Annotated in this window: 20 protein-coding genes; 11 read left to right on the forward strand and 9 right to left on the reverse strand. The window is 38.3% G+C overall.

All coding sequences use genetic code 11. The features are described 5' to 3' along the window. Positions 1 to 8: 8 nt before the first annotated feature. The 5 genes from BFL47_RS03360 to BFL47_RS03380 all read right to left on the reverse strand — a co-directional run bounded on the left by BFL47_RS03360 (position 9) and on the right by BFL47_RS03380 (position 6,105). A complete protein-coding gene (locus tag BFL47_RS03360) occupies positions 9 to 2,210 on the reverse strand; it encodes a catalase (RefSeq protein ID WP_069658392.1) in 2,202 nt (733 codons plus the stop codon). Positions 2,211 to 2,222: 12 nt separating this feature from the next. Next, entirely contained in the window at positions 2,223 to 2,774 is a 552-nt protein-coding gene (locus BFL47_RS03365; protein ID WP_069658393.1) for a YciE/YciF ferroxidase family protein, read from the reverse strand. Between the two features lie 162 nt (positions 2,775 to 2,936). Next, positions 2,937 to 3,812: a helix-turn-helix domain-containing protein gene (locus tag BFL47_RS03370; protein WP_245681290.1), complete on the reverse strand. Its 876-nt coding sequence runs from the start codon at positions 3,810 to 3,812 to the stop codon at positions 2,937 to 2,939. 52 nt (positions 3,813 to 3,864) lie between these two features. Then, complete coding sequence (locus BFL47_RS03375) at positions 3,865 to 4,902, reverse strand: aldo/keto reductase (RefSeq protein WP_069658395.1); 1,038 nt, start codon at positions 4,900 to 4,902, stop codon at positions 3,865 to 3,867. 111 nt (positions 4,903 to 5,013) lie between these two features. Next, positions 5,014 to 6,105, reverse strand: a complete 1,092-nt coding sequence (locus BFL47_RS03380) for a HesA/MoeB/ThiF family protein (RefSeq protein WP_069658396.1) — start codon at positions 6,103 to 6,105, stop codon at positions 5,014 to 5,016. 193 nt (positions 6,106 to 6,298) lie between these two features. On the opposite strand from BFL47_RS03380, the gene BFL47_RS03385 reads away from it, so the two are divergent. The 8 genes from BFL47_RS03385 (at position 6,299) to BFL47_RS03425 (ending at position 13,869) form a co-directional block, all read left to right on the forward strand. Then, entirely contained in the window at positions 6,299 to 7,366 is a 1,068-nt protein-coding gene (locus tag BFL47_RS03385; protein ID WP_069658397.1) for an MFS transporter, read from the forward strand. A 30-nt stretch (positions 7,367 to 7,396) separates the two neighbouring features. Beyond that, positions 7,397 to 9,613, forward strand: a complete 2,217-nt coding sequence (locus tag BFL47_RS03390) for a molybdopterin oxidoreductase family protein (protein ID WP_069658398.1) — start codon at positions 7,397 to 7,399, stop codon at positions 9,611 to 9,613. Between the two features lie 33 nt (positions 9,614 to 9,646). Beyond that, on the forward strand, positions 9,647 to 10,216 hold the full coding sequence (locus BFL47_RS03395) for a 4Fe-4S dicluster domain-containing protein (protein ID WP_069658399.1): 570 nt from the start codon (positions 9,647 to 9,649) through the stop codon (positions 10,214 to 10,216). Between the two features lie 17 nt (positions 10,217 to 10,233). Continuing rightward, positions 10,234 to 10,749 (forward strand): Rieske (2Fe-2S) protein, encoded by a 516-nt coding sequence (locus BFL47_RS03400; RefSeq protein WP_069658400.1) that lies wholly within the window; start codon positions 10,234 to 10,236, stop codon positions 10,747 to 10,749. 10 nt (positions 10,750 to 10,759) lie between these two features. Continuing rightward, entirely contained in the window at positions 10,760 to 11,044 is a 285-nt protein-coding gene (locus BFL47_RS03405; RefSeq protein WP_069658401.1) for a DUF6755 family protein, read from the forward strand. Between the two features lie 9 nt (positions 11,045 to 11,053). Beyond that, the gene (locus tag BFL47_RS03410; RefSeq protein WP_069658402.1) at positions 11,054 to 12,391 is read left to right on the forward strand and encodes an MFS transporter; all 1,338 of its coding nucleotides are present in this window, start codon (positions 11,054 to 11,056) and stop codon (positions 12,389 to 12,391) included. Positions 12,392 to 12,549: 158 nt separating this feature from the next. Then, a complete protein-coding gene (locus BFL47_RS03420) occupies positions 12,550 to 12,948 on the forward strand; it encodes a thioredoxin domain-containing protein (protein WP_139125750.1) in 399 nt (132 codons plus the stop codon). A 558-nt stretch (positions 12,949 to 13,506) separates the two neighbouring features. Continuing rightward, positions 13,507 to 13,869 (forward strand): helix-turn-helix domain-containing protein, encoded by a 363-nt coding sequence (locus BFL47_RS03425; RefSeq protein ID WP_069658405.1) that lies wholly within the window; start codon positions 13,507 to 13,509, stop codon positions 13,867 to 13,869. Positions 13,870 to 14,233: 364 nt separating this feature from the next. Here the strand turns inward: BFL47_RS03425 and BFL47_RS03430 are convergent, their stop codons facing one another. Both BFL47_RS03430 and BFL47_RS03435 read right to left on the reverse strand, forming a co-directional pair. Then, positions 14,234 to 14,977, reverse strand: a complete 744-nt coding sequence (locus tag BFL47_RS03430; RefSeq protein ID WP_069658406.1) for an MBL fold metallo-hydrolase — start codon at positions 14,975 to 14,977, stop codon at positions 14,234 to 14,236. Between the two features lie 119 nt (positions 14,978 to 15,096). Beyond that, positions 15,097 to 16,551 (reverse strand): aminoacyl-histidine dipeptidase, encoded by a 1,455-nt coding sequence (locus tag BFL47_RS03435; protein WP_069658407.1) that lies wholly within the window; start codon positions 16,549 to 16,551, stop codon positions 15,097 to 15,099. A gap of 393 nt (positions 16,552 to 16,944) precedes the next feature. Between BFL47_RS03435 and BFL47_RS03440 the strand changes: the two genes are divergently transcribed. The 3 genes from BFL47_RS03440 to BFL47_RS03450 are packed head-to-tail and all read left to right on the forward strand — an operon-like array spanning position 16,945 to position 19,965. Next, a complete protein-coding gene (locus tag BFL47_RS03440; RefSeq protein WP_069658408.1) occupies positions 16,945 to 19,176 on the forward strand; it encodes an ATP-binding protein in 2,232 nt (743 codons plus the stop codon). Next, entirely contained in the window at positions 19,176 to 19,598 is a 423-nt protein-coding gene (locus BFL47_RS03445) for a response regulator (protein ID WP_069658409.1), read from the forward strand. The genes BFL47_RS03440 and BFL47_RS03445 overlap by 1 nt, the downstream gene beginning before the upstream one ends. Positions 19,599 to 19,602: 4 nt before the next feature. After that, on the forward strand, positions 19,603 to 19,965 hold the full coding sequence (locus BFL47_RS03450) for a response regulator (protein ID WP_069658410.1): 363 nt from the start codon (positions 19,603 to 19,605) through the stop codon (positions 19,963 to 19,965). Between the two features lie 158 nt (positions 19,966 to 20,123). On the opposite strand, the gene BFL47_RS03455 is transcribed toward BFL47_RS03450, so the two are convergent. After that, a complete protein-coding gene (locus BFL47_RS03455; RefSeq protein WP_069658411.1) occupies positions 20,124 to 21,650 on the reverse strand; it encodes a TolB family protein in 1,527 nt (508 codons plus the stop codon). A 129-nt stretch (positions 21,651 to 21,779) separates the two neighbouring features. Beyond that, positions 21,780 to 22,820 (reverse strand): oxygenase MpaB family protein, encoded by a 1,041-nt coding sequence (locus BFL47_RS03460; RefSeq protein ID WP_069658412.1) that lies wholly within the window; start codon positions 22,818 to 22,820, stop codon positions 21,780 to 21,782. Positions 22,821 to 22,822: the final 2 nt, after the last annotated feature.

Raw genomic sequence — 22,822 nt, forward strand, 5'->3', positions numbered from 1 at the left:
CAAGAATGTTAAGCCGGAATTTTTCTTGGTTTTTCTCTTTCCCAGAAGCGATGCTGTTTGATGGCGTTTATAAATTCTGTTGCCAGTTTTTCAGCGTCAGCACTTATGATTACACCTTCATCGTTGTCCATTTTCTTGCTAAAATAAGTGGCATCTATAACCTGTAATGCTTGCTCATCAGCAGCTATAGCTTTGCAGTGTTTAAATGCTTCATTAAGAAAATGCGCGGCATCCGCATCAGCTTCCAATGTAGCTACACTGTTTAGTCCGCCCGGTACATACACTGCATCAAATAATACTGATGCTGCACCAAGCAGGCTCTGATCTACATGAATCTTTTCATCATTCGCCGATGTTAGAAAGCCTAAACGAGGTGCAATAATTTCAGTTACACCTCCAGCAGCTTCAATTGCAGCTTTGACGGCACTCAAAGATTTTTCATCTACACCATCTGCAACAAGTATAGCCACTTTTCGGGTTTGGATGCTGTCTTTAATCGTATTAACCATGCTTAAAGCATCGGATTTAGCTAAAGAGCCTTCTACCTGGAGTGAGGCGTAATCGGCTGGATCAGCATCTGCAGGAATATTTTGATTCAATTCGTTATCCAGCTTTTCTGGAATATGCAAACCGAGAGCATAAGCTACTTCGGCAGCGAGGCCTTTATCTATCTGCGCTAAAAATACCAGCATGCGCTGACGTATAGCTACAGTTTTTACTTTACCCAACTCAAAGCATAAAGCATCGGTAAGGTGATTTTTTTCGGGCTCAGACTGGCTGTTTAGGAACAATCGTGCCTGACTGAAATGGTCCAAAAAGCTTTTACTTCTCGCCCTAACCTTGCTGGCAGAGATTCTTTCTGGGTAAGTCACAAACCCGCCTTCGGCTGCTGTAGCCTGACGTGGGTCATTATTACCGATCGCATTTGGGCTATAGCTAGTTTTTCCTTTGTTAATAGTTTGTCGCATAAAGCCGTCGCGCTGGTTATTATGAACCGGCACAACGGGCCTGTTAATAGGAATCTCCTGAAAGTTTGGACCTCCTAAGCGTGTCAGTTGCGTATCTGTATAAGAAAACAATCGCCCTTGTAATAGCGGATCATTACTGAAATCAATACCGGGTACGATATGACCTAAGTGAAAAGCTATTTGCTCTGTTTCGGCAAAGAAATTATCAGGGTTACGGTTAAGTGTCATTTTACCTACCCGTTGTACCGGTACCAGCTCTTCAGGAATAATTTTGGTTGGATCAAGCAGGTCAAATTCAAATTTAAATTCGTCCTCTTCTGGCACAATCTGTACGCCTAGTTCCCATTCAGGAAATGAACCGCTGTCAATTGCATCCCATAAGTCCCTGCGGTGAAAATCAGAATCTTTACCTGAAATATTCTGAGCTTCATCCCAAGCCACAGCATGCACGCCAAGTAAGGGTTTCCAATGAAATTTAACAAAACAGCTTACACCATCGGCATTCACCAATCGAAAGGTGTGAACACCAAAGCCTTCCATCATACGGTAACTGCGTGGTATAGCCCGATCACTCATCACCCACATAATCATGTGGGCAGATTCTGGGGTTAGTGATATAAAATCCCAAAAGGTATCATGTGCTGATGCTGCCTGTGGTATTTCATTATCAGGTTCTGGCTTTACAGCATGTACCAGATCAGGAAACTTTATAGCATCCTGTATAAAGAAAACCGGAATGTTATTACCTACAAGGTCAAAATTACCTTCCTGAGTATAAAACCTTACTGCAAAACCACGTACATCGCGGGCTAGATCGGTAGAGCCTCTTGAGCCTGCAACAGTAGAAAAACGCACAAATACTGGTGTTTCTGTTTCGGTATCGTTTAGGAAAAGCGCTTTGGTTATAGGCGCCAAAGATTCGTAAACTTTAAAAATACCGTGTGCACCTGATCCGCGTGCATGTACAACACGTTCCGGGATGCGCTCGTGGTCAAAATGCGTTATCTTTTCGCGTAGGATGAAATCCTCTAGTAATGTTGGGCCACGATCACCTGCTTTTAAAGAATTTTGATCGTCATTAATTTTCAAACCAGTGTTGGTGGTCATCAATTCGCCTGTAGCATCTGCAGTATGTGGAGCCAGGTTTTCTGTTTTAAGATTAACGGGTTGTACGCCTTTATCCAAATTCTTGGTATCGCCCGTAGCGTCAACACCTTTATCAGTAACTTTTTTATTTGCCATTATGATTAAATTTTACGCTTCTTCTGAAGCTTTGAAATTAATGTCACTTTCAGCAACATCGGTTAATAACTGGTCTGCCGCTTTTTCTTCAGTAAGCGTTTGATACAGCACTTCAGCTACATCATCATGACCTAATGTTTTCGCAAGTTGAGTTAAACCGCCATAAGTAGCAATTTCATAATGTTCTATTTTCTGCGAGGCAAGTATTATACCTACGTCACGGGTTGCTGTTCCGGATTCTGTACTTTCAACAATGCCTTCGCCTTCTTTCGCGAGACCTTCCATCGCATCACACTTTTTAGCCAGGACTTTTTCACCTAACAACTCGAATACTTGTTCCAGACGGCTTACATGCGTTTTGGTTTGTGCTAAATGATCGGTTATGGCTGTTTTAAGTTTATTTGATGTTGCAGCATCGATCATTTTGGGTAAGTTCTTTACCAGGTGATTTTCTGCCCAGTAAATATCCATAATGCTGTCCAGGAACAATTCTTGTAATGCCGGTTCAGCTTTTGGTGATGTTTTGGTAGTGAACTTTGGTTCGGTACCAGTTTCGTTTTTCATAACTATATTCGTTTTTCATTTAGAAGATGATCTATATAACCATCTGGCAAAATGGTTGTTTTAAATACAAATATTTTTAATGGAACTGCTAACTAACATTCATGATATGTGTGCTCTAAATAAAGGCAGGTATTCGTTGGGAAAATTCAACAGCTGGGTATACTAGTTGTAGCTGTTTCTGTATTCCATTGGTGTGAAAGTGGTTTTAGTTTTAAATAGTTTACTGAAAGATTGAGTGTACTCAAAACCCAACTGGTAAGCAATTTCACTTACTGTTAGGTTGGTGGTCGTTAAAATTTCTTTCGCTCTTTCAATCAATTTTTCGTGTATATGTTGTTGCGTATTTTGCCCTGTAAAACTTCGGAGCATATCGCCTAAATAGGAAGAAGAAACATTTAGTTCAGTTGCTAATTTTTGAACAGATGGTAGCCCCAAGTTTGAATTGTCATGAAAATAGCTGTTTAAGGCTCTTTCAAAGTTGGTTAGCAAGTCGTTAGTCGCCATTTTCCTGGTAATAAACTGCCTGCTATAATAACGGTTGCAATAACTTAAAAGCAGTTCCAGGTTCGATACGATAACGTCCTGACTGAAATTATCTAATCTTGAATTAATCTCTTTTTTAATGCTTTGTACGATTACTTCAATTGTTTTTTCTTCTTCGTCTGAAAGATGCAGTGCTTCGTTTACTGCGTAAGAGAAATATCCGTAATTTTTAATTGCCTTACCTAGTGGATATTGCCTGATTAGATCAGGATGAAATAATAGTGACCAACCATCTTTATTTCTTTCTTCTTCACTATCTATGCTGATTATTTGGTTTGGTGCTATAAAAGACATTGTTCCATCGTCAAAATCATAGAGCTTTTTGCCATATTTTAATTTCCCTTTGAAACTTCTCTTGATGGAGATATTGTAGAAATCTAACATTAAATTTTGATTTGTAGATTGACTTTGAGGTGTTGTTTCTGAATGGTCAATCAGGGTTATCAAAGGATTTAATGGACTTGGCAAACCCATGAAAGAATGTAATTCTTTCATGGAGCTTATCTTCTTTATATTTTGCGCTGTGTTTTTCATTTAAAATAATTATCTAAGCATTCAAGAAATCTACTCCTGAACTTCTATCTGATGTCATTGCTTCAATTACATTGGTAGGATATTCAACGGGTAATTTACTTACTTCGTTCAGCTGATTCAATTCCTCTTGCGTAAATATAACATCAACGGATTTTAAATTGTCTTGAAGCTGCTGAATTTTAGTTGCACCAATAATTACACTACTCACAACAGGCTGATGTAATAACCATGCTAATGCCAACTGAGAAATGGAAACTTGTTTATGCTCTGCCATGGGTGCAAGTACATCTAGAACATCATAGGCTCTTTCTTCGTGAAAAGGTGGAAATGGAAAATTATTAAGCCTGCCTTCTTCTTTATTCCCGTCTCTTTTGTACTTACCAGTAAGTAAACCTCCACTTAAAGGGCTCCAAATCATCATACCCACTTTTTGGTCTTGTAATAAGGGTACAATTTCGCGTTCGGCATCTCTTACGTCTAATGAGTAGTTGGCTTGAAGGGATGCAAACTTGTCTAAATGATTGTATTGTGAATATGCTAAACCTTTCATCAGCTGCCAGGCTGAAATATTGCTTGCACCAAAATATCTGATTTTTCCGCTTCGCACTAAATCATTTAGGGTTTTTATTGTTTCTTCAATAGGGGTTAAAGGGTCTGCTGTGTGGATTTGATAAAGGTCGATGTAATCAGTATCAAGTCTTTTTAAACTGGCTTCAACTTGTTGAATGATATGCTTTTTGGATAGTCCTCGATCATTTTCACTTTTCCCCATTGAACCCCTGACTTTGGTTGCTAATACCAAATCGTCTCTATTAATAGATAGGTTTTTGATCGCCTTACCTATCATAATTTCGGACTGTCCTTCGGAATAAATGTTTGCAGTGTCAATAAAGTTAACGCCTGCTGCTATAACGGTTTTAATTTGTTCGTCAACGGCATTTTGATCCAGATTACCCATATAACCAAAAAAACCTTTTCCTCCATAGTTCATCGTTCCCAGGCAAAGCGTTGAAACTTTTAAACCTGTTTCTCCTAAAATTTTATACTTCATCTTCTATTTGATTGTGAAGTTCAAATGTCTGAAGTTTTGAAAGTACGGTTGTGTCCAAAATGCAGTTGTTTGTGTTCAAAATGAGCTCGGGTAGATTTGTTGCTTATTTTTCTATTCCATATTCCATGCTTCCGTTCCATTTTCAAGATAATAAATATTTCCGAATCCATGCGCCTTATTGAGTTCTACTGCAACTTTCTTAGCGCTTACGCCATCTTCGGATAATAAAATCACAGGTATATCCTGGTGGACTAGGTGCAATTGGTTAAATATCTGTCTGTTCGGTAAACTCAAGATAGTCTTATCATCTTTATTTCCATGATTAGGAATATTCCTGATATCAATTAATTGTAAAGCTTCCTTGTATTTGATTTTGAGAGTCAACATTTTAGAGTTTATAGAAAGTATGGGATCTGCTTCAGTTTCTGTTGATAATTCAGGCTCATTAAACTGATAAAGGGACTTTATTTCCAGATTTTCTGGTATTGCAGCAATGTTGACGGATTTAAGCTGGTTACTCATATAATTAAAGATGAGTAACTTATTACTGGCTACATCACCAATTTCGCCTACAATCTTAATGGTTTCATTGGCCATCCAGCAACCGGTAATACCAGCAAATGTAGAAAGGCCTTGTTTCTTTTCCTCTTTTAAAAGCTGCCATATGTCCTTTAACTGAACCAAACACCTGTAAGTTGCGTTCTTTTTATAATTAAATACGCTGATATATCCGGATGAGGCAAATAGTGCTCCAAACACCATTGGCTTTCCTGTGATTACACAAGCGTCGTTTATCAATAAACTTTGTTTATTTTGATTACCTGTATCGACCACTACGTCGTAGTTTGAAATCACGGAGATGATATTACCACTGCTTAATGCCTTTTCATGCACGATTACATTTACTTCAGGATTGATTTCTTTTATTTGACGGGATGCGGATTCTGCTTTAAGCTTTCCCACCTGATTACTGAAATAAAGAGGGGTTGCTGGCAGATCTTCCAATGCAATTATTTCCGTTGAAGCAATACCAATTGTGCCGATTCCCATGGAACTGAGGTAGGATATTACCGGAGAGGCTAATTCTCCAGCCCCAACTACCAGTATTTTGGAATGGGCAAGAGCTGTTTGTCCCGGAACTCCAAATCCTGTTGTTTGAATATGCTTATTATAACGGTTAAGAAAATGATCAGTATTTTTCATTGCTTTATACAATTTTCGTTTTATTTAAATATTTATATCCCTTAAGTTCAAAGCTATTTAGTTTAAAATACAAAAATCAAAATCGTTACAACCATTTGAAATTTAGAACAATATAATTACTTAATATCAAATTTATATTATAATTTTAAAGTATATATATGTATTTTTATCTGCGCTTAATACTTTACTACCTATGGTATTTTCACTAAATAAAAAAGCACTTACTAATGCTATTGTAGTATCACTTATTACAATTGCATTGGTTTTTTATGGCTCCAGGAAACTTCAAAATTTTGATCCTGCACTTATTGCCTATCTTTTTGGTACTGTTTTCGCTTTTTTTGGGGTGGTGTACCGATATTCCGTATGGTTGCAGCGTCCTCCGACTAGAATGTATTTCCGGCGATCTTTAGAACTTATATATAACCGCAAATTCTTTTCGCACCTGGTTTTTTTTATTAAAGACTTTATTCTGAACATCGGATTTCAAAAATTCATTTACCCTCGTGGCCGAAGCAGATGGATAGGCCACTTTCTAATGGCCTTTGGTTGCACGCTTGCCTTTGCAATTACTTTCCCTTTAACGTTCGGCTGGATTCACTTTACCATGAACCCTGCTACCAGTATTGATCCTGAATCGATCCGCTTATATGAAGCTCACTTCTTTGGCTTCAAGATATTTGAATTCGAACTCGGTTCATTTATCGCCTTTACGGTTTTTCATGCGCTGAACTGGTCATCATGGATGGTCATCATTGGCGTGTTGATTTTTATGCGGAGGCGGCTTACTCAACCGGGTCTTATCGCTACACAGTCTTTTGAAGGTGACCTTCTTCCCCTGGTACTTCTGCTGGCAATATCCATTACTGGTTTGGGATTGACCTACAGTTATGAATTCATGAAAGGTTTTGCTTACGATTTCATGGCAGTTACGCATGCTATCACTGTGATCATGTTCCTGATCTGGATTCCATTTGGTAAGTTCTTTCATATCATACAACGTCCGGCACAGCTGGGTGCACATATTTACAAAAGGGAGGGAATTAAACGGGGTATGGCTGTATGTCCGCATACAGGTAAAGAATTTGCCACTCAGATGCATATTGATGATCTGAAAGTGGTGACTAAAGAACTAGGGTTCGACTTTACGTTAGAGGATGGAACATCTCATTTAGATCTGAGTCCCGAAGGAAAGCGCTCCCGACTGGCAATGGCACATCTGAAAGCGCGTCTGGAAAACGGAGGTAAGCTTTTCGGCTAAAGTACTTTAACTTAAGATTATATCGCTTTTATGGCTAAACTTCCTGTTTCAGAAGAGAAACTAATAGAACAATTTGGACCACATTTAAATTATCCTCCCCGTGAGGGGTATGCCGGAAGAGATGAACCGGATAGAGAGGTGAAAACGCATTGCTGCTTCTGTGGCATGCAGTGTGGAATGAAATTATTAGTTAAGGATAATAGAGTGGTGGGATTTGAGCCATGGATGGAGTTTCCTTACAACCAGGGCAGACTTTGCCCGAAGGGGGTGGAACGTTATTTGCAAAACAATCATCCTGATCGCCTGATGCATCCTTTGCAAAGGGAAGAAGGTGTTGGATTTAAGCAGGTTTCCTGGGATGCATCTATGGAGAAGACGGTTTCGGAGATTAAGCGCATACAGGAAAAGTATGGTAATGATGCATTTGCTATGTTATCTGGTGTTTCGTTGAGCAATGAAAAAAGTTATTTGATAGGGAAATTTGCCCGTGTTGCGTTGAAAACCGCTAACCTGGATTATAACGGAAGGCTTTGTATGGTAAGTGCAGGGGCAGGGAATAAGAAAGCTTTTGGACTGGATCGCATATCCAATACCTTCGAAGATTTGGAACGGGCAGAGGTGATTTTGATCAGTGGTGCCAATGTGAGTGAAACGTTTCCAACGCTTACGCACTGGATTTGGAGGGCACGGGATTATGGGGCCAAATTAATTGTAGTGGATCCCAGGATGATTCCTTTGGCTCGTACGGCTGACCTTCATTTGCCTATTCGTCCGGGAACTGATTCTGCCTTATATGGTGCCATGTTAAAATATCTGGCCGATCATGATATGCTGGATCATGATTTTATTGATAATCATACGAGCGGCTTTCAGGAAACTCTTGATGCGGTTAAAGATTATACATTGGAATGGGCGGAAGAGGTTACAGGGATTGAGAAGGCGAAGATTGAGCTGGCATCCCAGTGGTGGGGGAAGGCGAGTACGAGTTTCCTGTTGCATGCGAGGGGAATTGAACATCATTCTAAGGGGGTTGATAATGTGGTGGGTTGCATCAACCTGGTGCTGGCTACTGGAAGAATTGGAAAACCGTATTGTGGTTATGGAACTATTACGGGTCAGGGAAATGGACAGGGGGGACGAGAGCATGGTCATAAATGTGATCAGCTGCCAGGAAACCGGGATATTACGAATCCGGAACATCGTAAGTATATATCGGGCGTTTGGGGAATTGATGAAAAGGATATGCCGGGAAAGGGTCTTACCGCATGGGAATTGATTGAAGCAATTCACAGAGGTGAGGTGAAGGGTTTGATATCGATATGTTTTAATCCGTTGGTATCGCTTCCAAACAATAATTATGTGCGCGAGGCTTTTGAAAAGCTCGAGTTCTATGCATGTATTGATTTCTTTATGTGTGAAACGGCTCATCATGCTGATATCGTTTTCCCTGGCTCGCTTCATGAAGAGGAAGAGGGTACGGTGACTTCAGCTGAAGGTCGTGTAATCAGGATCAGGAAGGCTGTGGATTGTCCTGGAGAAGCGCGTCCGGATACTTCCATTATTCTTGAGCTGGCAAGGCGTCTTGGTCAGGGTGATAAATTTAACTACGAAACAAGCGAAGATATTTTCAATGAACTGCGGGTTGCTTCTAAAGGGGGAACGGCAGATTATTTCGGGATCACATACAAAAAGATTGATGACAATATGGGGATTTTCTGGCCTTGTCCTACTCTCGATCATCCAGGTACTAAAAGACTTTGGGAAGATAAGAAATATTGTACTCCGGATGGAAAGGCTCATTTTAACGCCGCACCATACCGTGAGCCAGGAGAGGTTACGGATAAAGAGTATCCGGTTGTGATGACCACAGGAAGGGTGGTTTCGCAATATTTGAGCGGCACCCAGACACGTAGAATTGGTAAGCTGGTCGATTCGTTTCCCGAACCAAAGATTGAGATTCACCCTCAGCTTGCACAACAGTTTGGTATTAGGCAAGATGAGATGGTAAGGGTCAGCACGCGTAGAGGCTCTGCAGATTTTCCTGCTAATATTGTCGAGACGATCCGTACGGATACTATTTTTCTTCCCTATCACTGGCCTGGTAAAAAGTCGGCTAACCAATTTACTCCAGGCACACTGGATCCGGTTTCTAAAATCCCTGAATTTAAAGTCTGCGCTTGTAAGCTGGAAGCATTAGGAGTGTTCGCTACGCCTTCTATAGCTCCAAAAAACGTTGCAAGAAATTAATTAATGGTACATACACGATTTTATAAATAAATTATGCCTGTTACTAACTATAAAACCAACCAGGAATTTTTTGTCGATATGCAGCGATGCATAGGATGTAAAGCATGCGAAATGGCCTGTGCTGAATGTGAAACAAATGGACATGAATCTATGATCCATGTGAACTACATTGATCGCGCAGTAACTATTCAGACTACTGTTCAGGTTTGTATGCACTGTGATGATCCTGCATGTGCCAATGTATGTCCTGCCGATGCTATTTCTAAAGACGAATTTGGGGTGGTTCATACCGCAAATACTGCCCGATGCATTGGTTGTTCTAACTGTGTCATGGCTTGTCCATTTGGGGTGCCTAAGAAAAATGAAGCGTATGATCTGATGATGAAATGTAATATGTGTTATGACCGTACCAGTGCAGGAAAAAAACCAATGTGCGCTACTGTATGTCCTACTCAGGCCCTTTATTATGGAACAAGGGAAGAAATGGCGATGATGCGCCCTAATAGTAGTCCGGTTAATAATTTCATATTCGGCAACGAAAAAGTAAGTACAAAGGTGAACATCATGATGCCAAAGGGGGCAACTGAATTGAGAGTTGATTAATACTTGATTAATGAGATATGGCAAGAGATACTAAAGACAATCACTGGAAAGAAGATTTTCCTATACCTGAGCTTGAGTCAACACAGGTAAGTCGCAGAGATTTTGCTAAATTCCTCTGTCTGGTTTCTGGAGGATTGGCTACAGGAACAGGTTATGTAGCGATAAAAGCAAATTTCTTTCCTCCTGAAAAGATAGTGAATGAGCATTTCGTGTGTAAAAAGGACGAACTTCCGATAGGAGGTACCAAGGCTTTCGTGATTAGCGGAAGTGATATCCCTTATATTTTGATTCATCTGGAAGATGGTCAATTCAGATCTTATGAACAAAAATGCACACACCTTTCCTGTGCAGTTTTTTATTTACCGGGGAGTGGCAGGATAGAATGCCCTTGTCATAACGGATGGTTTGACGCTTTGACAGGAGAAGCTCTGGAAGGGCCTCCTCCGCGTCCTCTTCCCCGACTTGATGTGGTGATTAAAGGAATGGATGTTTATGTAAAAGCGTATGAACCAAGTAATAAAGCCGTAGTTTAAACTTAAAACCATGAGTACTTTCAGAGAAGGACAAGATCAGGCACATCCAAATAAAACGAGCACGCTAATATTAGCTCTCATCCTGGTATTAATATTAAATGTAAGTATACAGATCTGGCTCTTATATACCACTTTAAACAATGCGCTGGCTCAACATGCAGACATTGCACTTCCGGCATTTTTAGCTTCGCTGGCTTTATTTCTGGTTGGTTTCTTTTGGTTGTACTACCTGCCGGGAGGAGGAAAACAAAGAAAGATCGTAAAGAATGTAAATTTTTCAGACACCTATCATTGATTTTTAGTTATGAAGGACACATGGTTAAGCACCTGGACTCCGGAAGATGAGTCCTTCTGGGAAAATTCAGGTAAAAAAATTGCCTGGAGGACATTAACTATTACCACCATATCGCTGGTGATTTCTTTCTGTACCTGGTATATTATGAGTGTAATTGTGGTGCGCCTGCCCCAGATTGGTTTCACTTACACCAAAATGCAATTATTTTGGCTCGCTGCAATGCCTGGTCTGGCTGGTGGAACTCTACGGATAATTCATACCTTCCTAGTGCCGGTTTTTGGAACCCGCAAAGTGATCATTGTGGCCACACTCCTTAAACTGATTCCTTGTATCGGAATCGGAATAGTGGTGCGGGATGTGAATACTTCTTTTGCCGTATTTATGGTTCTTGCATTCATGCTTGGATTTGGAGGAGGAGATTTTTCTTCTTATATGCCCAGTACCAGTATCTTTTTCCCTAAGCGTTTGCAGGGAACTGCCTTAGGGATACAGGCTGGCATCGGAAATTTTGGTGTAAGCTTAGCCCAATTTTTAACTCCCTGGATTATTGGGTTCTCTGTTTTTGGAGGCTTAGGGGGAGGACCGCAAACACTCACAAAGGCGGGCGAAACGTCATCTGTATGGCTCCAGAATGCATCTTATATTTACATCATCCCATTGATCATTATGACGGCGGTCAGCTGGTGGAAGTTAAAAAGTGTTCCTATCAAAGCCTCCTTCAGGGAACAATTTGATATCTTTCACATCAAACATACCTGGTTTTGTACGGTGACCTATTTGATGACTTTCGGGATCTTTGCAGGACTTTCAGCTGTATTTCCACTCCTTACCAATATATTATATGGTGGATTTGATGGAGCACCCGACCCATTGAAATATGCCTTTTATGGGCCGCTTGTAGGCTCCTTAACGCGAATACTATTTGGACCTGTGACTGATAAATTTGGTGGAGCGATCCTTACCCATATTACAGGCATTGCCTTGATTATATGCCTGTTTGCACTTATCTTTATGGGGCTTTTAACGCCTGTCTCCGTTGATCAGTTTCCCGCTTTTTTGACGGTGATTTTATTTATATTCTTTTTTACCGGGATTGGCAATGCCGCGACTTTCAGACAATTTCCGGTTATATTTTCTTCTTCCCCCAGGCAAGCTGCCGGAGTAATAGGATGGACAGCGGCAATTGCGGCTTATGGTCCTTTTTTGTTCAGCATATTAATCGGGTATACCATTGAAGCGGCAGGAAATACTATTCCATTCTTTTATGGGCTGATTGTATTATGTGTGATTGCAACCAGTATCAATTGGTGGTACTATACCAGGAAAGGATGTGAAAAACCGAGTTAAACACTTATTCTATTTTTTGATAAGAAGATTGGTGATGATATGTTGAATAATAAAGATAGACCAAAACAAGCATTAGAAAATAAAGTTTTTTTGAAACATTGGCTCTTGGAACAGTCTTTTCTACTTTCGTGGGAAACAAAAGAACTGGTTTTAGTACAATGGAAACAGATCGACATGGTTCTGCTCAGAGTAAAAATGGAGCGCTACGTAATCTTGCTGCTGATCTTCAATCTAAAGATTTATTATGGCGAACGATGCAGAATATAAATGAAGGCCCTGAAACAAGGCATGCCTGCTTTAATACCCTCACATTCTCACGTTGTTCTTTTTCTTTTGACATGGATTATAACTCATTGCCTTTTGGTTCAACTATCAAGAACGTAGTTTTAGAAGATCAGAATAAAGAAAGGTTTCGTTTTAATGAATTTTTTAAGGGAACGCCTTCCATTGTAGCTTTTTTCTATACACGATGTAATAACCCGAATAAATGTTCGGCTACGATTACAAGATTAGTTCAATTACGTAAAGCGGGAATAAACCTTTTACCCTTTTTATAAATGCTAACCGTCGAAATGGTCTCTTACCATTTTATATTAGTGTAGTCGGAGCGCTGTTTATTTTATTTTAGGACTTATTTTAGAATTAAGCCAGCCTTCCTGGTGGTATCTCTTGTTTTATTGGAGCTCTTTTGAAAAGCCTTTCATTTAGATTATAGTCAGTTATTACAGGAAGGCTTAAATTAGGTTCCATATTTAAACGTTTCTCTATCAAGTAGAAAGGGGAATCTATATGAATGAAGACATTCAATCTTCCTTTAAAGAATGTGTATTTAATATCACTGCTTAAATCTCTATTATTTATACATGTGAATAACTGTTTAAGAATTAACCTATTCGGTACAGATATTGTTTATATATTTATATATTATGAGTAATATATAAATATATATGTGATCTTTGTCATCATGTACGATGTGATGAGATAATAATTGAGCAAATAATTACACATATGAAGAAATAATTACCCAAAACGTTTAATAAAGTATAAAATAAAAAGTAAAAATAGAAATAAATAAAATTGGTCTTTAAATAGTTAAATTAATCACGCTCTCAAACATGTTAATTCATCACGGACAAATTATCGAAAAAGTAATAAGAAGAAACGGACACTCTATAAGCGATGTAGCTCGTTTAACCAACGTAAACAGGCGATCAGTCTATAACTGGTTTAACCAGCAACAGCTTAAACCAGAGATTATTTACAGGATTGGTTGTGTCATTAATCATGATTTCTCAGAAGAACTACCTCAGCTCTTTACTTCAGAGGATTTTCAAAAGGGATTCAGAAAGTCGTCCTTTTTGAATACTTCAGCTGAAGAGCCAGATTCCCCTCTTAATAAAAATCTGTGGAAAGATAAGTATGTGGATTTACTTGAACGCTACAATAGCTTACTTTTACTTAGAATATCTGTCGCATAAAAGAATCGGCTCCATTTAATTGAAATATTCTGATGTGCTGTTATAACTAATACAACCCTGTTTGTTATAACAGCATTTATATTCTCATAGCTAAATACTATATTGATCGGTCTTTCAGTACTCATTGTCTGCGTCCTATGATCTGTGAAAGTACGTAGAATTGTTACAGCTTAATTTTGATTTCTTACGTAAACTTCAGTATTCTCCGCAAGAAGCTTAAAAAAGGAAAGTAAAACTTTATAATAAAATTGATGCCACGCTATGATTGAACTTGTATTTTAAATCTGGCAAAGGCTGAAATGATGTACTTCCCTGTATTCTATGGTCGTGATGAAATGAAAAAGGTACGTATTAAGTGAGGGTATTAGTTTGGATACCAGTTCCTTAACCGTACTTCTATTTTAGGATTTTTATCATTAACTAGCTTTTTAAACGCCTTGATATCTTGTCCCTTGTGATGGTATGGGTAAATAATAGCGGGTTTAAAGGCCAGAACACCACTTGCAGCGTGATTAATATCCATGGTATAAGGAAGATTCATACATACAAAGGCAACGTCGATATTCTTAAGTGCACGCATTTCCTTTGTATCTCCGGTATCTCCGGAAATGTAGATGTTTTTGCCACCTATGTTTAAGATATAACCGTTACCACGACCTTTAGGATGCCTGGAATCGGGGGTTTCCGGAATATTATACATGGGAATTGCTGTTATTTTAATGTCAAGCTTGGTTGCTTCATTGCCATTATTTAAAACGGTAATTTTTTCGGCCTCTACTCCGGGAAGTAGATCTGCTACTGCTTGAGGTACTATAAAAAGTGCTTTGGAAGTATTTAGTGTGTCTATGATTTTAGGATCCAGATGATCGGGGTGAATATCAGTAATCAGGATTAGGTCGGGAGCTTTAAAGTTTTTATATGTTGCTGCCGTACCTGTGGGATCAACATAAATGGTCTTATTATTCCAGGTGATTACCAAGGATGCATGTTGCACTGGCGAAATTGTAAGAGGACCTGTGTTTGTCTTGATTTTGTCAGAGGGTTGCTGTGCGGAAGCTAAAAATGTGATACTACACAATACGAGGCTGCTTAATAGGTTTAATTTCATGTTCTTCAAGGTATTCAATGAAGATAGAGCATTATTATGAAATATCAAATAGGAGTGAGTATTTAATACGTCATAATAATGCTAGGAAATTTATTCTAGAAAAGCTTGTTATTCTTCATTTATTTTACAGGAATTTCCCGAAGGATATGTTGTAGGTATTCGTAAAATTTCCCAACTGAAGAAACTTGAACTTTTTCATTGGGAGAATGTGCTCCGCGAATGGTAGGACCAAATGAGATCATATCCATACCGGGGAAATGACTTCCTAAAATACCACATTCCAATCCGGCATGACAAGCACCTACCTGCGGTTCGTGGTCGAAATGATCGGGATAAAGCTTCAACATTAATTTCAATAGGGGAGAATCAGCATTAGGCTTCCATCCGGGATAATCACCATTTTGGGTGACTTCACATCCTATGCTTTCAAAAGTGCTGCGAACAGAAAAGGCGACGTCTTCTTTGCTGCTTTCCACACTGCTTCGCTGCAGGGATTGAGTGATGAAAGTTCCATCCTTAACCAGTACTCTAGCCAGGTTAGTGGAAGTTTCTACCAAACCTTCGATATCAGGACTCATGCGAAAAACTCCATTTGGAACTGCATAAATAGCCTGTGTAAGTTTTTTGAAATAGTCAGGATCCATGACTAAGCCAGGTTTTTCTGCTTCTTTGCAACTTATTGTAAGGTTCTTTTCAATGGTTTTAAATTCATTTTTCAGGAGATCGGTAAATTGAGAAACGAAAGTTAAGAAAAGCTCATTATCTGATTTCGGAATTAAAACTAATGCTTTTGATTCTCTTGGAATCGCATTGCGGAGGCTTCCTCCATCCAAACTTGCTAACCTAAAATCAAAGGACTGCAACGCTTTATAGAGTATGCGATTCATAAGTTTGTTTGCGTTCGCTCTGCCTAGATGTATCTCTGTTCCGGAGTGTCCACCAAGTAAACCCTGGATTACAATTTCGAACGCGACATAGCCTTCTTGAACCGGAAATTCTTTGTAGGAACCTTTGGTATTGGTATCTATTCCTCCAGCACAGCCAATAGTCAGTTCATCTTCCTCTTCAGTATCCAGGTTCAATAAAATGCGACCGCTAAAGTTTGCCGGATCCATTTGCATGGCACCAGTCATTCCTGTTTCCTCATCAACTGTAAACATAGCTTCTAATTCTGGATGTGGAATATCTGTAGAAGCAAGCAAGGACATTATTGCAGCTACACCAATCCCGTTATCGGATCCAAGTGTAGTACCTTTTGCTTTAACCCAATCGCCTTCTACATACATGTCGATACCCTGGTTTTCAAAATCAAAGGTGATATCACTATTTTTCTGATGCACCATATCCAGGTGTGACTGGAGGACAACAGTTTGACGGTTTTCCATTCCTGGCGTGGCCGGCTTTTTAATCAACACATTACCAATAGCATCTCTCCGGGTTTCAAGCCCTAAACTTTCACCATAACTCATTGCAAAAGCAATAACACGTTCTTCCTTTTTAGAAGCCCTTGGTATTGCATTCAGATCTGCAAAGTTTTCCCAAAGAGCAGTAGGAAGTAAATCTTTTAATTCCATTTCTTGATTAATTTATAAGAAGCTGAAAATATGCTTACTGCATATCATTTATATATGCATTTATGGTGCTCAAGTTAGGGTTTTTATTTTTCAATCTAACTCTTTACTCAAGTCATAAATCTTTAGATTGCTGACCTGCGGGTTTGTAACTTCTGAAAACAAGGAGAAACCTATGGCTTTCTGATCAGGATAACCCATTGTGGGTTTTGTTAAGGGAAAAATTAATACAGAACAACTTATGCTAAATAAGCTATAAATGAATAATTAATGTTCATCTTTACTGAAAGCCACAGTAGATAAATAGTCCTTCATCAGCTAGTATGAACTTAACAACGATGAGTGGTATGGTTTTTCCGTCTTTATTAAAAAAAATTATTCTTAAAATTCATATTTATGAATGCGTACAATGTTGATCTGACTAATTGTGATATAGAGCCCATCCACATACTAGGCCAAATTCAGTCACATGGGTTTTTAATTGCTGTTAACGCGGAATCACACATCATTACCTATATAAGCGAAAATATTAATAATTATATTCGGGACGAGGGGGGGAATTACCTTGGAAAGTCTCTTTCTGAATTGGAAGACAGGCTTAAACTGGATACATCAGGATCGGAATTAACAATCAGTCAGCTTATCACTGTTGGGAACTACGCAAATGGTTTGGAAGTGGTCAACCCTTTCCTTCTTCAGCTAAATTCGGAGCCATATTTCATGATTGTAACTTCTTCCGATGAAAACAAAATACTGGAATTTGAGCCTGCATCTACGGATGCCAGTGTTGATGTACAACAAACCATAGGGCGTTCCATATCCGAAATTCTTTCTGTGAAAAAGTTGGATGCCATGTTACAAAATGCTGCTACTGAAATTAAAAGGATTATCAGTTATGATAGAGTAATGGTCTATAAGTTTGGTGATGACGGGCATGGAGAAGTAGTTGCGGAGGCTAAAGAACATTCTTTAGAGCCTTTCATGGGTCTTCATTATCCGGCTTCGGATATTCCAAAGCAGGCAAGGGAGCTTTACAAAATTAATTTAACTCGTATTATAGCGGATGTAGATTCTATTAGTTCTTCTATCATAACCGATAAGGCAAAGAACGTACCACTCGATCTTACTCATTCTTGTTTAAGGGCAGTATCTCCAATTCATATTCAATATTTAAAAAATATGGGGGTTCAATCAAGCTTTAGTATTTCATTGCTTGCCCATGGTAAATTATGGGGCCTTATTGCGTGCCACAATTATTCTCCAAAGTTTATTAATTATAAAGCTCGTGATGCGGCAAAATTATTAGGACAGATACTCTCGTCAGCACTAGAGTACAGGCAAGGAGAAGAAGATAGTGAAAAGTTTACTTTTTTAAACCAAGGAGTAAATCAGCTTATTGAACATCTTGAAAAAGAAACTAACATCAATGATGCTTTATTTCGGGATAATATATCTATCAAGGACATCAATTCAGCAACAGGGGCAGTATTAGTATTCGAAAATAAGATAACACATATCGGCGACACTCCTAATGACGAACAAATAGAAGAAATTGTTGATTGGCTTAAGATAAACATGTCTGACTCTGTTTATTATACGCACCGATTTCCTCAAATATTTTCACCTTCAAAAAGCTATAGCCAGATTGGCAGTGGTATTTTAGCTTGCATGCTCTCCAGAGAACTTGGTGAATTTATAATGTGGTTTAAACCGGAGCAGATTCAAACTTTAACCTGGGCAGGCAACCCTGAAAAGCCAGAAATGCAAAGTGAAAACGGATTGTTAACACTTTCTCCCAGAAAATCATTTGATAGTTGGACCGATATAGTTAAGAATACTTCAGAAAGATGGAACAGAGCAGAAATTGCTGCCGTTGTAAATTTGCGCGAACATGTCATTTATGTGATAACTCGAAAGGCAAACGAGATTCGCCTGTTAAACGAAAAGCTTAAACAAGCTTATGATGAACTAGACACTTTCAGCTTTACTGTTTCTCATGACTTGCGTACACCTTTATCTTCAATAAAGACCTATTCTGAGCTTTTATTAACAAATAACAAAAGCCTTGATGATAATGCAAGAAAAGTGTTGGATAGGATAAAAGTATGTGCCGATAAAATGGATTTGCTAATCAAGGAAATATTAAAATATTCCATGATAGGCAAGGCAGAAGTACAAACTTCCCCTATTGATATGACTCATTTGATCAATGAAATTAAAGAAGATGTTATAGAGGGTTTACAACCGAAAGATTTGGAATTTGAAATTGGAGACACACCAGATATTCTCGGAGATGCTGTTATGATCAATCAGGTATTTACTAATCTGATTAATAATGCTGTTAAATATTCATCAAGATCTACACCATCAGTGGTGAGTGTTAAGGGTATTAAACTAGATAAAGAAACTATTTATACGATCTCTGATAATGGAATTGGAATTGATGATCGATATTATAAACTTGTATTTGAGCTGTTTAAGCGTATGGATAATGTAAAGGATTTTGAGGGAACAGGAGTGGGGCTGGCAATTGTAAAGCGTATTATAGAAAAACACCATGCAAGAGTTTGGTTTGAAAGCAAATTAGGTATTGGGACTACATTTTATTTGTCATTTGTAAACTCTTAATGGAAAATAATACAGACTTGTTTTTTGTGGAAGATGACACGGATTTTTCGTTTATAATGGAAAATGCGGTGCAAGAGTTAAAAAATGAAGTATCCATAAGGATAGTTGATAATGGGCGAGCGGCTTTGGACATATTAACTTATATGGCTTTTAAAAATTTAAAACCTAAGCTTATTTTATTAGATCTAAATCTTCCAGGTATATCGGGTATAAATCTGCTTAAAGAAATTAGAGATATTCCTTACTTCAGGTATGTACCTATTGTGCTTTTTTCTACATCGGAGAACCCAAAGGATATTAAAACAGCTCTTGACTTTGGTGCTAATGCTTATGTAGCTAAACCATCAGGGTATTTGAACCTGGTAATTTGCTTACAGTCTTTTTATGATTTTTGGTTTGTGCAGAATTCAACTCTTGATTAATCATATGAAAAAGATTTTAGTTGTCGAAGATGATTTTGATATTGGCTTAACTGTTGAGATGGCACTTGCAGATCAGTATGTAGTGAAGATCTTGAATGAAGCTTCTCATATTATTCGTGCCTTGCATGACTTTTTACCTGACCTTATTTTGATGGATAATTCTATTGGTCAAAGAGAGGCTCCTGAAATTGTAAGGGAAATAAAAAGTTTTGATACTTATCGGAACATTCCATTCGTTTTATTTTCTGCACATCCCGATATAGAAAAAATTGCAGATGACATTTTAGCAAGTGCATATTTGGCAAAGCCTTTTAGTTTAGAAGATCTTTATTCTTGTATTGAAGGAGTATTAGGGTTAAAAAATTAGTATAAATTAACTATTGAAAGAAATTTATTAAATAGTGTAAATAAGAATTTTATCTAACTATTTAAGGAGAGAATCTAGCAGGTTAATTAATTACTCATCAACTTTAAATTTGCTGCTAAATTCAATTGTAACTTTCCATTGTAATAGGCATTGATTTACTAATCAAAATCATCTTCACTGATTGTATTGCTGATAAATGCGATGCGTTTACTATCCGGAGACCACGATGGTGTATTGATAGAACCCTGACCTCCGTACAGGTAGGCGAGCACTTTTGGTTTGCCCCCTATGATTGGTAGTAAACGAATATATACTTGTTTATAAGGAGGATGAATTCCGGGTTCTACATCTTCTTTTAGAAAAGACAAATAAACCATCCATTTGCCATCTGGAGATATATGAGCAAACCAATTATTGAAATCATCGGTAGTTACCTGTTCCTGATCCTTACCGTCCGGTTTCATTCTCCATATTTGCATTAATCCTGAGCGTACTGAATTAAAGTAGATATATTTTCCATCAGGGGAATATTCAGGACCATCGTCAAGACCTTTGGTGTTCGTTAACTTTTCTTCTTTGCCACCTTTAACAGCTATCTTATATACATCAAACTCGCCATTTCGTTCAGCACAATATACCAGGTTTTTTCCATCAGGAGACCATCCATGCAGATAGGATGGACCCACAGGAGTAATTTGCTTGGGTATGCCACCCACAATTGGTACAGTATATATAATTGATCCTCCTAATTGATTTACGTTACTGCTTAATCCTATCATTTTCCCGTCAAAGGATAATACATGATCATTATTGTTGTTTTTAATAGTTCCGGTGTTAAGAACAACAGATTTTCTGCTCTTTAAATCAAAAGTGTAAAGCAAACCTTTACTATCATTGAAAATGAGACTTCTATTATCTGGTGTCCAGTTGGGCGCTTGTATAGAATAAGGTACCGAATAAATAATTTCACGATTTCCGGTTGCAATTTCCATTAATTCCAAATTACTTCCTAAAGTCATTTGCGTGCTTTGGTCTGCAACTCCAGCAAACGGTATTGTAATGCGTACATCTTTGAATACACCGGTTTCCACAACGTTGGGATTATGTGAGCCTACAAATAGTCCTACATAAACTTCATTGCCCAGATCGAGGTCTGTCACTTGTTCTGTAACAAATGGTTCGCCATATTTAGCAACTCGCATGGTATATGTATTCCCTTTTCTTTCTAGTTGAATAACATTTGCATGAGTGATTTTTGAACGGATTTCTTGTGTGCTGTCACCTGTTTTTTTTCGAAATTGCAAGGAGGTGAGCCCATCGCCATGCTCAACAGCATTTATTTGGGGGGAATTGCCATCTAACGACTTTCGTACCATCCATCCGATTTTACGATGTTCTTCTACTCCGTTCCATCCAACAAAATCAGCACGGGTATACAGTATGAAGTCACCTTCTATTTTTTTATAAACATAATGAAACTCATCATGATCAAACCAAATATTATAACCTGCACCGGAAATAACATATTGCTGACTTTGTGGCAAGTAATTTCCTGAACCTGGTTTGGTGTTTGCACCAATATCAAGTTGTCCATCAAAAATGCCAATTCTTTTTTGCTGAGCGAAAGTGGAAATACCAAATAAAAATAGTGAGGTTATGGTTGTGATCAATTTTTTAGAGAACATTTAGGTTATTGTTTTAGGTAAAGAATAGATATTAATATAGGAATAAAATTGGAATTACCAATACTATCGTTTAAAAATACGATAATTTAACAATATCGACATATTAACCGATATTTTGTAGAATAACTTTTAAGCTGTTTTTCTTATGAAGGAATTATATTTCTGCTTGTACGAAACTTTGTGTTCTAAATTTGGGAAATGGCTGGCTATTTTTAGAAGGTATGGTAAATAAAGAGGGATTGATGAATTGGGAATGTTCAATAGGTTTGCGATCTTGTCTCCTAATAAATAACGCATCAACTGATGCGTATCTTTAAGTGAAATATTCGATGGAGTGACGCTGTCGAAATAGGAGATTAACACCCTTGTTAGCTCAGATCCTTGTTCTGAGGTCTTGAAATGTCTATTACGGATCGCCAACTCAAGTGCATGAGCAGATTTGCCATCCTGAGTAATCAGGTCATCTTCAAGACCAAGAAGATAGCCAATTACGTTCCACAGGTGCAAAAATGACTGCTGTTCTTCATAAGAAATACTATGACCAAGTTTACGAAGTCCGCGAATAACGATGAGTGAAAAAGATAAATTAGTACCAGCCATGTCTTCCTGGTTAATGGGGAACCCTAAAGTGCTATCCCACTTACCACTCCTGAGCGTATAATACCGGGCAGCTGCATGAGTAAGTCTGATTTTTAGACAACTGGCAAATCCTTTTCCCTCTATTTCAAATGCATTGGGTGCCATCACATCCCAGATAAATCCAGCTGTATCAGTAAGGCGTTTGCCTGCATTGCTTTTTAGACGCTCAGTAAGATAAAGAACCATTGCTCCATCGGCAGCAGCGTAACAATAAGGCAGGGAAAGTAATCCCAATAATTGCATAATTTGTTCTGCGTGCTGCACAAAAAATCTGGAACCGTTTTTCATTCTCTTTCTATCTGCCCATAACGGTAAGGTCTGGGCATTCCTCATGAAAGCTTCTCCCAAATACTCATCTGGAAGGGGAGTCATTGATGAGTTCTGCTGAACCTGACTTAGCCAGCTGGAAAGTGCTGTTTTTGTTATGAGATCAGAAAAATTCCTATCTATGAATGATTCGACTTCAACATCGCCTTTTAACCTTTTGATAGATAAAAACTGGTTGGAATACTGCTGCTGCTGTGTGTTCATAA

The organism is Arcticibacter eurypsychrophilus (genome assembly GCF_001730525.1).
Classification (GTDB): Bacteria; Bacteroidota; Bacteroidia; order Sphingobacteriales; family Sphingobacteriaceae; genus Arcticibacter; species Arcticibacter eurypsychrophilus.